Genomic DNA, 12,959 nt, shown 5'->3' with positions numbered 1-12,959 from the left:
TTAGAATGAAATATGGAATTGAGGCGGCTTCTATCTACGTTCCGCACATCTATTTGCCAATAAAAGATTTAGCAATAAAAAGAAATATTGATCCCGAAAAATTAAAATTAGGTTTAGGGCTGAAAAAAATGGCTATTCTCGATGTTCACGAGGATACAGCTACAATTGCAGCCAATGCTTTGTTGAAATTAATCAAAGATTTTAATATTAATCCCGCAGATATTGGTCGAATTTATTTAGGAACCGAAAGTGCCTTAGACGGCGCAAAACCAACAGCTACTTATGCTGTACAATTGGTAGAATCTGTTTTGGCTGATGAATTTGGCTCGCGTGTTTTTAGACATACCGATGTTGTAGATATGACATTTGCTTGCGTTGGTGGAGTAGATGCTATGCATAATTCGATAGATTATGTACGTATTAATCCAGAAAAAAAAGCAATTGTAATTGCGGCAGATTATGCAAAATATGGATTAGAATCGACAGGAGAATATACGCAAGGCGCTGGTGCTGTAGCGGTTTTGATTTCGAATAAACCAGATTTGATTGCGTTTGATAATATTTGGGGAATTGGTATGGAATCGGTTTTTGATTTCTTCAAACCTCGTCAATCAACGTCTAATTCGGAGGTTTTAAATGCTTTAGAAACAACAAAATCTGAAATAGAAATCTTTTCTGATGAACCTGTTTTTGAAGGTCAATATTCTAACGAATGTTATAAAAATCGTGTTAGAGAAGCTTATTTTGACTTTAAAGAACAAGCTGGAATTGATGGTAAATTGTACGAAGACTGGCGTTATGTTGCTTTTCATTTGCCTTATGCTTTTCAAGGAAAACGAATGTTTTCGGATGTTTTTGCGTTAGAAAATAATTTAGAAAACTCAAATGATAACTTGAAAATTGTTTCAAAATCGGAGGATTATAAAGCATTAATCAAAGAAAAAGTAGAACCAACGCAACGTGCTTCTTCAGAAATTGGAAATATGTACACAGCGTCTGTTTTTACTGCATTTTTATCTGCATTACAGGTTAGTTCTGATGCCAATGAAGATTTGATTGGACAGAAAATAGGTTTCATTGCGTATGGTTCGGGTTCAAAATCAAAAGTTTTTCAAGGAGAAATTGGTGAAGGCTGGAAAGATGTGATGAATAAAATTAATTTGTTTGATTATCTGAACGGAAGACAAGCAATTACTTTTGATCAATATCAAGATTTACATAACAAAAATCTAAAAACGTCAATTAATGATTCAAAAGGTTTTGCTTTGGATCGAATAGAAACGGAAATAAATGATTTGAAAGGTGCAAGATATTACACATATAAAGGATAAAAACAAAAAAATCGCTCACTGAGCGATTTTTTTATACTTGTTTTAGCTTCCATTTTCCTCTTCGGAATAAGATAAAAGCGACTATTGCAATAAACGTTTCTGAAACAGGAATTGCGATAAAAACGCCTTCTTCTTTTAGGTTAAAATGATACGACAATACATAAGCTAATGGAATTTGGAACAACCAAAAGCCAACCAGATTAATTAATGTCGGCGTCATTGTGTCACCCGCACCGTTAAATGCATTCATCATCATCATACCTATTCCGTACAAAAGAAAACCAGTTGCCAAGATATACATTCCTTCTCTAGCAACAATTTTGATATGCTCTTCTGTAGTGAAAATCGATACCAAATAATTGCTCAGTCCATAAAAAATAACACTTACAATCAACATATAAATAATATTGAATTTCATTGTCATCATCACAGATTTTGATGCTTTTTCGGGATCTTTATTTCCTAAATTTTGACCAACCAAAGTTGCTGCAGCATTACTTAAGCCCCAAGCAGGTAACATAAAAAACATCATCAATCGTAAAGCTGTTTGATAACCCGACGATGCAATTTCTCCACCTGTTTGTGCTACTATTCTTGCCAAAATAATCCAACTACAACTTGCAACAATGTATTGTAAAATGGCAGGTACAGCAATTTTAACAATGCTCATTATCGGTTTTATTTTTGGAAGGAAATAATTAAGTTTTATTTGAATTAACGAGTTACTTTTTGTTAAACAATACAATTGATAAATTACACCACAACTTCTACCAATTGCAGTAGCTAATGCAGCTCCTTCTAAACCCATTGCAGGAAAATGAAACCATCCACGTATCAAGATTGGACAAAGAATAATGTTAATAATATTTGCCAACCACAAACTTTTCATGGCAATTGCAGCATTTCCAGCTCCGCGAAAAATTCCGTTAATCAAAAATAAAAGAACAATACTTAAACAACTTGCCATCATTATTTTGGTGAAATTTTTACCATATTCGGCAGCTTGTTCTGTAGATCCCATCCAAATCAATAAATCTTTGGCGTATATAAATCCGAAAACACTCAATAAAATGGTGATAATTACCGAAAGTATAATTGCTTGAGCGGCACTTTTTGATGCCTTTTCTGGTTTTTTTTCTCCAATTCGTCGCGCAATTATCGCTGTTGCAGCCATACTAATTCCGATGGAGATGGAATATACGATTGTTAACAAAGATTCTGTAAGACCTACGGTTTGTATAGCGTAAGCACTTTCTTTAAGATGTCCAACAAAGTATAAATCGACCAATGCAAATACAGATTCCATTACCATTTCGAACATCATCGGAATGGCTAATAGAAATACAGATTTCTTGATTGGTAATGCGGTTAAGTCTAAGTTTTCGCTTGAAAAAGCTTGTTTAATCAACGAAAAAATTGACCCAATTTTGGCTGTAAAATTTGAATTTGCAGTCATAATTTTAAAATTTGAAAATAATAAAAATTAATTGATAATGAATTATCTAAGAATGAATAAAACTTTAAATTGCCGCGTAGTTTTGATTATTTATTCATTCAAAAAAATCTGAGAGGATTTCGTTTTGCAAATGTAAATCATTTTTTACGATTGATAATTATTCATTTGAATTATTATCTTTACATAAACAGCAATTATACAAAAGATGAAAAAAACTGCTTTTATTTTATTAAATGTAGCACTTATGGTAGGAGTGAATGCACAGAGTTATAAAAAAAAATATCCTGAAACAAAGAAAGTAGACCATGTTGATACTTATTTTGGAGAAAAAGTTCAGGATCCATATCGTTGGTTAGAAAATGATTTGTCTGAGGATACAAAAAAATGGGTTGTTGACCAAAATAAAGCGACTTATGCTTACTTGAATGAGATTCCATTACGTGCTCAATTAAAAAAATCATTAACAGATATTTGGAATTACGAAAAGATTTCAACACCATTCAAAGAAGGAGATTTCACTTATTATTATAAGAATGATGGTTTACAACAACACTCAGTTTTATACCGTAAGTTAGGAGAAAATGGAGCAGAAGAAGTGTTCTTAGATCCAAATAAATTCTCAAAAGATGGTTCAGTTTCTTTGTCTGATGTTAGTTTTTCTAAAGACGGAAGTTTAGTTGGTTATTCTATTTCTGAAGGTGGTTCGGATTGGAGAAAAGTAATTATTCTTAATGCAAAAGATAAAACACAAGTTGGTGAAACGTTGATTGACGTTAAGTTTTCTGGAATTGCTTGGAAAGGAAATGATGGTTTTTATTATTCATCTTACGACAAACCAAAAGGATCAGAATTATCAGAAAAGACAGATCAACACAAATTATATTACCACAAATTAGGTACAGCTCAGAAATCAGATAAAATGATTTTTGGTGGATCTGAAACGCCTCGTCGCTATGTTGGTGCATATTTAACAGATGACGAAAGATTTTTGGTAATTACCGCAGCAAATACAACAACGGGTAACGAATTATATTACCAAGATTTATCGAAACCAAATAGCCCAATCAAAACGATTGTTAATAATTTTGATACAAGTACATCAATTATTGACAATGATGGAGAAACATTCTATTTTTTCACAAATAATAAAGCACCAAATAACAAAGTTGTAAAAGCGAATCTTTCAGATTTGAGCGAGTCTGCTTGGAAAACTGTTATTCCAGAAACAGAAAACGTATTATCAGTTTCTACTGGAGGAGGTTATTTATTTGCTAAATACTTAAAAGATGCTATTTCTGTTGTAGAGCAATATAAGTATGATGGATCAAAAGTTCGTCAAATTACATTACCAGGAGTTGGTTCTGCATCAGGTTTTGGAGGAAAAAAAACGGATAAAGAAATCTATTTCGGATTCTCTAATTACATTACACCTTCTACAAGTTACAAATACAGTGTAGAAACGGGTTCTTCTAATGTTTACATCAAACCAAATGTGAAATTTAATTCGGATGATTACGTTTCAGAACAAGTTTTTTATACGTCGAAAGATGGTACAAAAGTTCCGATGATTATCACGTACAAAAAAGGATTAAAGAAAAATGGTAAAAATCCTACAATCGTTTATGGATATGGAGGTTTCAATGTTAGTTTAACGCCAGGATTTAGTCCAGCAACTGCTGCTTGGATAGAAAATGGTGGTGTTTATGCTGTTCCAAACTTACGTGGAGGTGGAGAATATGGTAAAAAATGGCATGATGGAGGTCGTCAATTCAATAAATTAAATGTATTTAACGATTTCATTGCTGCTGCCGAATATTTACAAAAAAATAATTATACTTCACCAGACTTTACTGCTCTTTCAGGAGGGTCTAATGGAGGATTGTTAGTTGGTGCAACAGAAACAATTAATCCAAAAATTGCAAAAGTTGCTTTGCCTGCGGTTGGAGTTTTAGATATGTTACGTTACCATACTTTTACTGCTGGTGCAGGTTGGGGATATGATTATGGAACGGCTGATGATAGCAAAGAAATGTTTGAATTTCTAAAAGGATATTCGCCTGTACATAATGTAAAAGAAGGTACTTGTTATCCTGCGACTTTAGTAACTACGGGAGATCATGATGATCGTGTAGTGCCATCACATTCGTACAAATTTGTAGCGAATTTACAAGCAAAACAAGCCTGTGAAAATCCAGTTTTGATTAGAATTGAAACAAAAGCAGGTCACGGAGCTGGTCGTTCGACAGAAGTTGTGATTAACGAAACGGCTGATAAATATGCATTCACTTTGTGGAACATGGGAATCAAAAAACTGAAATAAAATTAGCTTTTAAATAACAAAAATCCATCTGATTATTCAGATGGATTTTTTTATTTTTGATAAAATTTATTGAATGAAAAAATTATTAACGCTACTTATCTTATGTTCAACTTTTTCTTTTGGACAATATATCTCTAAAGCGAAAATAACTTCTAAGAGTACAAATAATTCTTTTGAAATAAGCGATGTAAAATATATTAATGATGGAAAAGGATTGCAGTTTAAAACAGATTTATCAAAAAATACTTTTGCAGTAGTTAGAATAAAAGATTTTGAATTAGTTTATGATACTGAAAATTTTTCTAAGAATATTCCTGAAATAAAAGGTGTATTTAGTAAAGAATCTTTTAGTTATATTGATGGAGTTTATCTGACAAAAGATGATTTCGTTTCTAAAAATGTCGAAAATAAATCATTTGAAGTGAAACCAAATCTTTATGCAGATTGGTTTGAGCAATCAGTTGATTTAGTTAATTTTTATGACACAAAAGGAAAATTTCCTGAATTTCAACAACGAGATTATTTTGCAATTGTGAGCAATGGAGATATTTATTTTAATGTAAAAGAGATTAAAAAGATTGCAAAAGATAAAAAAATCTTATTAGCTAAAGAGATTCCAAATTTTGCCTATGTTAGAGTAAAAGCTGGATCAGATAATCATTTGTACATGGAACTGCCAAAATCACAACAAAATAATGGCTATTTAATGATGTTTGGAATTGCTGGAGCAATTGCTTCAACTGTTTTAGAAACTAAAGATACTCCAGAAGCTTATTCAGAAAATTATATCAATCTAGTTAAAGAGAGAATCATAACTCTTAATACAAATGATTATAAAGGAATCATTTTTGATACAAAAAATAAGGAATTCGAAATATTATCGAATTGTTCTGATTTAAGTAGTTATGCGAAACGATATAATTCAGAACTTAATTTAGATTGTAAAGCAGAATATTCTATAGATAAACAAAGAGAAATATTAAATAACCTTTAATAATTACAAAATGAGTACAAAAACATACGCAGCATTTAATGAAACAGATCCATTAGTGCCACATACAATAGAACGTCGTCATTTACATGCAAAAGACGTTTTTATAGATATCGAATATTGTGGTGTTTGTCACAGCGATATTCATACAGCAAAAGGAGATTGGGGAAAACCAAGCTATCCAGTTGTACCAGGACATGAAATTATTGGTAGAGTAAGAGAAGTTGGACCAGAAGTAACAAAATACAAAGTTGGTGATTTGGTTGGAGTAGGATGTATGGTAGAATCTTGCCAACACTGTTCTCCTTGCGACGATGGTATCGAGCAATATTGCGAGAATGGTTTTACAGGAACATACAATTCTAAAAACTCAAAATACGGAGGAGTAACATACGGTGGTTACGCAGAACATATTGTAGTTGAAGAAGATTTTGTTTTAACTGTTCCAGAAAATATTGATGCTAAAGCTGCTGCACCATTGCTTTGTGCAGGAATTACAACTTGGTCACCTTTACGTCATTGGAATGTAAAATCGGGAGATAAAGTTGGAATTATTGGGCTTGGTGGTCTTGGTCACATGGGTGTAAAATTTGCAAAAGCAATGGGCGCTCATGTTGTTATGATTACAACTTCTGAGGCGAAAGGAGAGGATGCAAAGAAATTAGGAGCAGATGAGGTATTGATTTCAAAAGATGTAGAGCAATTAAAAGCACATGCAAATTCGTTTGATTTTTTACTAAATACAATTCCTGTAAAACACGATGTTAATCCATATCTTAATTTATTGAAATTAGATAAAACAATGTGTATGGTTGGTGCTGTAGAGCCTTTAGACCCAATGCATGGAGGTTTGTTGATTATGAAACGACGCAATCTTGCAGGTTCATTAATCGGAGGAATCAAAGAAACACAAGAAATGTTAGACTTTTGTGGTGAGCATAATATTGTTTCTGATGTTGAGATGATTGATATTCAGAATATTAATGAAGCTTATGAACGAATGATAAAATCTGATGTTAAATATCGCTTTGTGATTGACATCAAATCATTGAAAAACGCTTAAAATCATCATTTATAAATCAAAAAATCCGCTCACAGAGCGGATTTTTTGATTTAATATTCAAGCTTTATTTTGTAACAGAGTCTGTTTTTGTATCGACAGCTTTTACAGTTTTTGCTGAATCTGTTGTAACACCTTCCACAGAATCTGCAGCCGGAACAGCTGTTTTTTCTACAATTACAGAATCTTCTACAATTGTTGTTGGTTCTCCAACTTTTGGTTCTTGTTTACAAGAAATTGCTGTGAATGAAATCGCTACAAGAGCGAATAACGCTAATTTTTTCATTTGATAATCTGTTGTTTAATTTCTCTTTAAAACTATTTTTTTTCTGTTGTAGTCGTAGTTGTTTCAACTTTTACAGGCGTTTCTTTTACAACTACTGAGTCTTTAATGACAACTGAATCTTTACCTACAGAATCAATTTTTACAGAATCTTCAATTGTTGTAATTGTATCATTTTTTACCTCTGTTTCAGTTTTTGTTTCTTTCGATCCAAATAAATTACAAGAAGATAAACCAAATGCAGTTCCAATAACTCCTAATACGATTACGTTTAATGCTAATTTTTTCATAACTTTAATTTTTTTAAATGTTTAATTTGATTTTTAATTTTCGTTGATTTCTCAATCATTTTGTTAAGTCAAAGTTAGAACGACAACAATATTTTTCTAAGCAAAATAGTTGTAACATTGTTGTAATCAATTGTGCAAATAATCAACAAAAGTTTTACAACATATAATATCAAACAAAACATCATTAATAAAGAAATACAACGCATCTTATCAAAAAAATTATTTTATTTGTAGATGTATTTAAAAACAAATTGTAAAATCGTTTTTATTTTACAAAATATTCATAACCAATTATTTAAACTTTAATTTTTGAGCAAATTTACAGATATAGAAATTTTCGAAATTCTAAAAAAATCGATAGCAAAACGATTTTTAGAAGAAAATTCTGCTCAATCCGATAATATTTCTGATTGGAGAGGTCAAGAAATTACTTCTTTTCAAGACGATTTATTCAATAAAACCCGCTCTACTGTGAGCGAAAAATGGTTTTATACGTATTTTAAGTCAGATTTTAAGAAACTTCCACGCATAGACATGCTCAATCTGCTATCACAATATTGTGGTTATAAGAATTGGGCGCATTTTGTTCAAATTAATAAAAATGAACATTTTGGAACAAATAAAGTTGAAGAATCGACGATAGAAGCAGAAAAAACAGAAAATAATCTACCAAAAAATAATTTTTCAGAAGAAGTTTCGACAGAAATTATTCCCGAAAATAAAGAATCGACAAACAAAGAAGAAGAACCTGATAAAACGAAGAAAACAAAACCGAAACTTAAATTAATTTCGATGATTTCGGCTACAATTTTAGTTTTGTGTGGAATTGGGGCAGGCGTTTATTATTCTTTTTTCGACCAAAAAGAATACGAATTTTGTTTTGTAGATGCTGATCGACAGACGGCTGTAACAAATTCTGTTGAGGTTACAATAATTAGAGATGGTTTTACACCGCTTTATTTATCGACAAAAACAGGTTGTATAAAATTTGAATCGCAAAGAGATACAATCAAAATGTTTGTGAGTTCGCCTTATTATAAACAAGATACGTTTAAGGTTAATTTGCATCAATATAATCAGCCTGAAAAGTTGCTTTTAGAGCCTGATGATTATAAAATTATGCTTTATTATTATTCTAATTCAGCAAAAGATTTGAAACAAAGAATAGCTAAACTTGACCAAATGATTGCGAATAATGCGCTTATTTATCAGGTTTATGACAATGATTTTTTTGGTGTTGAGATTTTATCAAAACAACAATATATTAATTTGGTTACAATGCCGACGACTTCGTTAAAGAATTTTTCTTTGATCGAATCTGAAAGCAAAAATGGAAAAATTGTTAAATTAAAATTTAAAATCCAACAAGATGAGAATGATAAGTAAAATTACTCAGTTTAGCCTAGTTGTGCTATGTAGTGTTTGGATTATATTTTCGTGTAAAGACGATAAATATAAAGGAGATTATAACCCAGAAGCGATAAAAGGATATAAAAATGAGGCGTCTACTGTGAGTAGTAAAATGGACTCGTTAGAAGCTGTAAATTTTATTGCAAAGCAGAAATTACGCGAGTTTTATGAACTTTCTGCGCTGGCTTCTAACACAAGCGATACGGTGGTTGATAGTTTGTTGAAAGATCAATTATTGGCCTATTTCCCAGAAAAAGATACAACAGAAATTTATCCGTTATTGAGAGATTTAGCCTCAAAAAAAGTAACCTATACATCTGTAACAAAATTTGCAATATTACCAAAAGACTCTATAACGCCAGATTCTATCAAGAAAATTGCGTATTCTATTAACTATTTTAATGCAGATAAGAAATTAATAGAAAGTAACAATCGTGTAGGCGTTTTTGTTTTGAAGCAAGAACCAATACAGTTTAAGCGCGAGTTTAAATTTTATTTCAGAACATTGAATGAGAAAAAAGATTCCGTTCAGAAAGACGTTATACCTTCTGGAGTGATACAAGAATCTAAAGGAAAATCGCCCAAATAAGCATCTTCAATAGTATCAATAGGTTTAAAATATGTTAAACCTATTTTTTTTGACTCAGGTTTACATTTCGCCAAAAATGTGTCGTAATATCCACCTCCATAACCCACTCTATTCCCTTTTTTATCCGCTACAAATAGTGGAATTAAAATCACATCAATTTCAGTAGAATCAATTTCTTTGTAATGAATAGGTTCTGGAATTTGAAGTGAATTTAGTTGTGTTTCAAAGCCTTTTTTTACTTCACAATTTATCATATCATCACCAACAACAAGCGGTAAAACGACGTTTTTGTGTTGTTGAAACAACCAATCAATAATAGGATAAGTATTGATCTCGTTGTTTTTTTCTATCGGTAAAAAAATGTGAAAAGTTTGAGCAGAAGTAAAATCTATCTGTTTCAATTGATTAAAAATCTGCGCACTAAGATTATTAACTTCTTCTCTTGAGAATTGTTTGCGTAAGTTTCTGTAATATTTCCTTGCTTCGGCTTTTGTCATTTTACGGATATTTTATCCGAAGTTATGAAATAAAAAATGCGGAAACCATATTGATATCCGCATTTCTATATTATTTTATAAAATAATATAAGGTAAACATAAAACATATTGTTGCAACAAAAAGGAGTAGATCAACAAGTTTTATACGTTTTATTTCAAATAATGATTTTTTGTAAGTTTTATGAATTCTTTTTGGTTTTGACATTATAACACTAATTATATAAATTGATTTTTTTTGAATTAAAGATGGCTTTCTACTAAGATGCGAAAATAGTAAAAGGTTGCTTTAAATAACATAATTTTTATTATTATAGGTTATTGTTTTTTTTTAATTATATGAATTTGAAAAGAAGCTCAAAAGCGAATTTAAAATCTAATTTCTATATTCTAAATTTGTCCGTATCTTTGCGCAAACACAACAAAACAATGCAAATTTTAGACGGAATTAAACTGGCAAAAGAGATCAAGCAAGAGATCAAGGAGCTGGTACAGAATCAGAAAGACCAAGGTCTTCGTGTACCACATTTGGGTGCAATTTTGGTAGGAAGTAACGGTGCTTCACAAACTTATGTAGACAATAAAATAAAAGATTGTCATTTTGTAGGTTACCAATCTTCAGAGTTACGTTTACCAGACACAATTTCGCAAGATGAACTAATTGCAGAAATTGAAAAATGGAATAACGACGATACTTTAGACGGATTTATCGTGCAATTACCTTTACCAAAACACATCGACCAAGAAGCAGTTATCAATGCAATTGATCCAAATAAAGATGTAGATGGTTTTCATCCAACAAATTTTGGTAAAATGGCATTAGAAATGGAAACATTTTTACCTGCAACTCCTTATGGAATCATGGAAATGTTAGAGCGTTACAATATTGATACAGTAGGTAAACACACTGTTGTTATCGGACGTTCGCGCATTGTTGGTCGCCCAATGAGTATTTTGATGAGTAAAAATGGTAATCCAGGAAACAGTACAGTTACTTTAACTCACTCGAAAACAAAAAATTTAGAACAATTTACAAAAGAAGCTGACATTGTCATCACAGCCTTAGGCGTACCAGGTTTTTTGAAATCCGATATGATAAAAGATGGAGCAGTTATCGTTGATGTAGGAATTACACGCGTTGATGACACTTCAAATCCAAGAGGTTTCAGATTGGCAGGAGATGTAGATTTTGATAATGTAAAAGAAAAAGCATCGTGGATAACACCAGTTCCTGGAGGGGTTGGACCAATGACACGCGCCATGTTATTGAAAAATACATTATTGGCATATAATAGAAAAAAATAAAATTATGATACATATTGCATCAACAACAGCAGAAGAACAAGAACTTATAAAAGAAGGTAAATTATTGCCTGTTATGGAACATTTCTATACCATTCAAGGAGAAGGAATGTACACTGGCGTGGCATCATATTTTATCAGATTGGGTGGCTGTGATGTTGGTTGTCATTGGTGCGATGTAAAAGATAGTTGGGATGCTGAAAAGCATCCCTTAACTAATGTTGATGAGTTGGTAGATTTGGCAACTTCACAAGCCAAAACAATCATTATTACAGGTGGAGAACCTTTGATGTGGGATTTAACGTATTTGACAAAAAAATTACACGAAAAAGGCGCTCGTATTCATATCGAGACTTCAGGAGCGTATCCATTAAGTGGAGAAATCGATTGGGTTTGTCTTTCTCCAAAGAAAAAAATGTTACCATTAGAGGATGTTTGTGCAGCTGCTCATGAATTAAAATGTATTATTTTCAATAACCACGATTTTGAGTTTGCAGAAGAACAAGCAGCTCGTGTTGGTAAAGATTGTACACTTTTTTTACAAACAGAATGGAGCAAACGTGACAAAAACCTGCCATTAATTATAGAGTATGTCAAAGAAAATCCGAAATGGCGTTATTCTTTACAAACGCACAAATACTTGGATATTCCTTAGAGAATTATCTGCTTAAAATCAGTTCAATTTAGATGGAGTAAACTTTTTTAAGTTCGTGTATTTCATTATTTTTATTGAATCAAACAATAGAATTATGAAGAAATTATTTTTAATGAGTTTCACTGCTTTGATGATTATGAGCTGTGGAGATTCCAAAAAAGAAGAATCTACTCAACCTGAAATTGATTATAGCACTGCGCCTTCAGAAGAAACAGAAACTGCTAAACCTGAAGCTAAAACAACAAATCACATTGTTTTGAAAGCAAGTGATGATATGCGTTTTGACAAAACAGAATTTACCGTGAAAGCTGGTGAAGAAGTAACTTTAATTTTGATGAATACAGGTGAAATGTCCAAAGAAGCAATGGGACACAATTTTATTCTGTTAAATTCTGGATTTGATGCTTCTGAGTTTGCAAATAAAGCTGCTTCTGCAAAAGCGACAGACTATATTCCGACCGAATTAAAATCTCAAATTATAGCTAATACAAAGCTTTTAGGAGGAAAAGAGAACGAGCAAATCAAATTTACGTTACAAGCTGGGACGTATAATTTTTTGTGTTCTTTCCCTGGACATTTTGCTACAATGAACGGAACAATTACAGCAATATAAAATAAACTATATTTCATTAAAAAAGCGCTATTTCTTACAAAATAGCGCTTTTTTAATGAGAATTTATAAAATGTAATTTTCGGTCATTTTGACACTATTAATTTTTTGTGTTTAGAAAATCAACATGTTGTAATATTAGTAAAATAACTATTTACAAAATTATAT

Annotated in this window: 13 protein-coding genes; 9 read left to right on the top strand and 4 right to left on the bottom strand. The window is 31.5% G+C overall.

Going from position 1 to position 12,959, the window contains the following annotated elements; genetic code table 11:
- Positions 1-5 precede the first annotated feature (5 nt).
- Entirely contained in the window at positions 6-1,331 is a 1,326-nt protein-coding gene (locus RSC72_RS00320; RefSeq protein WP_332543607.1) for a hydroxymethylglutaryl-CoA synthase family protein, read from the top strand.
- 31 nt (positions 1,332-1,362) lie between these two features.
- Here RSC72_RS00320 and RSC72_RS00315 read toward each other — a convergent pair whose 3' ends face one another.
- On the bottom strand, positions 1,363-2,787 hold the full coding sequence (locus RSC72_RS00315) for an MATE family efflux transporter (protein ID WP_332543606.1): 1,425 nt from the start codon (positions 2,785-2,787) through the stop codon (positions 1,363-1,365).
- 205 nt (positions 2,788-2,992) lie between these two features.
- Between RSC72_RS00315 and RSC72_RS00310 the strand changes: the two genes are divergently transcribed.
- The 3 genes from RSC72_RS00310 to RSC72_RS00300 all read left to right on the top strand — a co-directional run bounded on the left by RSC72_RS00310 (position 2,993) and on the right by RSC72_RS00300 (position 7,161).
- Entirely contained in the window at positions 2,993-5,107 is a 2,115-nt protein-coding gene (locus RSC72_RS00310; RefSeq protein WP_332543605.1) for a prolyl oligopeptidase family serine peptidase, read from the top strand.
- Between the two features lie 73 nt (positions 5,108-5,180).
- Complete coding sequence (locus RSC72_RS00305) at positions 5,181-6,101, top strand: hypothetical protein (RefSeq protein ID WP_332543604.1); 921 nt, start codon at positions 5,181-5,183, stop codon at positions 6,099-6,101.
- Between the two features lie 10 nt (positions 6,102-6,111).
- Positions 6,112-7,161: an NAD(P)-dependent alcohol dehydrogenase gene (locus RSC72_RS00300; RefSeq protein ID WP_332543603.1), complete on the top strand. Its 1,050-nt coding sequence runs from the start codon at positions 6,112-6,114 to the stop codon at positions 7,159-7,161.
- 64 nt (positions 7,162-7,225) lie between these two features.
- Here RSC72_RS00300 and RSC72_RS00295 read toward each other — a convergent pair whose 3' ends face one another.
- Entirely contained in the window at positions 7,226-7,444 is a 219-nt protein-coding gene (locus tag RSC72_RS00295) for a hypothetical protein (protein WP_332543602.1), read from the bottom strand.
- 32 nt (positions 7,445-7,476) lie between these two features.
- Positions 7,477-7,731, bottom strand: coding sequence for a hypothetical protein (locus RSC72_RS00290; RefSeq protein ID WP_332543601.1), 255 nt, complete (start codon positions 7,729-7,731; stop codon positions 7,477-7,479).
- Between the two features lie 309 nt (positions 7,732-8,040).
- Here RSC72_RS00290 and RSC72_RS00285 point away from each other — a divergent pair, with 309 nt between their 5' ends.
- Complete coding sequence (locus tag RSC72_RS00285; protein ID WP_332543600.1) at positions 8,041-9,117, top strand: hypothetical protein; 1,077 nt, start codon at positions 8,041-8,043, stop codon at positions 9,115-9,117.
- On the top strand, positions 9,107-9,730 hold the full coding sequence (locus RSC72_RS00280; protein WP_332578381.1) for a hypothetical protein: 624 nt from the start codon (positions 9,107-9,109) through the stop codon (positions 9,728-9,730). Before RSC72_RS00285 ends, RSC72_RS00280 begins: the two co-directional genes overlap by 11 nt.
- Here the strand turns inward: RSC72_RS00280 and RSC72_RS00275 are convergent.
- Positions 9,670-10,227 carry a 5-formyltetrahydrofolate cyclo-ligase gene (locus RSC72_RS00275; RefSeq protein WP_332543598.1) on the bottom strand — a complete coding sequence of 186 codons (558 nt, stop codon included), beginning with the start codon at positions 10,225-10,227 and terminating at the stop codon, positions 9,670-9,672. The two genes, RSC72_RS00280 and RSC72_RS00275, sit on opposite strands and share 61 nt — an antisense overlap.
- A gap of 426 nt (positions 10,228-10,653) precedes the next feature.
- On the opposite strand from RSC72_RS00275, the gene RSC72_RS00270 reads away from it, so the two are divergent.
- The 3 genes from RSC72_RS00270 to RSC72_RS00260 all read left to right on the top strand — a co-directional run bounded on the left by RSC72_RS00270 (position 10,654) and on the right by RSC72_RS00260 (position 12,794).
- Positions 10,654-11,529 carry a bifunctional 5,10-methylenetetrahydrofolate dehydrogenase/5,10-methenyltetrahydrofolate cyclohydrolase gene (locus RSC72_RS00270; RefSeq protein WP_332543597.1) on the top strand — a complete coding sequence of 292 codons (876 nt, stop codon included), beginning with the start codon at positions 10,654-10,656 and terminating at the stop codon, positions 11,527-11,529.
- Between the two features lie 4 nt (positions 11,530-11,533).
- Positions 11,534-12,181 (top strand): 7-carboxy-7-deazaguanine synthase QueE, encoded by a 648-nt coding sequence (locus tag RSC72_RS00265; protein WP_332543596.1) that lies wholly within the window; start codon positions 11,534-11,536, stop codon positions 12,179-12,181.
- A 94-nt stretch (positions 12,182-12,275) separates the two neighbouring features.
- Entirely contained in the window at positions 12,276-12,794 is a 519-nt protein-coding gene (locus RSC72_RS00260; protein ID WP_332543595.1) for a plastocyanin/azurin family copper-binding protein, read from the top strand.
- The last annotated feature ends 165 nt before the right edge of the window (positions 12,795-12,959 follow it).

It is taken from the genome of Algoriella sp., assembly GCF_036647415.1.
In the GTDB taxonomy this organism is placed as follows: domain Bacteria; phylum Bacteroidota; class Bacteroidia; order Flavobacteriales; family Weeksellaceae; genus Empedobacter.
This window is presented reverse-complemented; position numbering and strand designations above follow the sequence as displayed.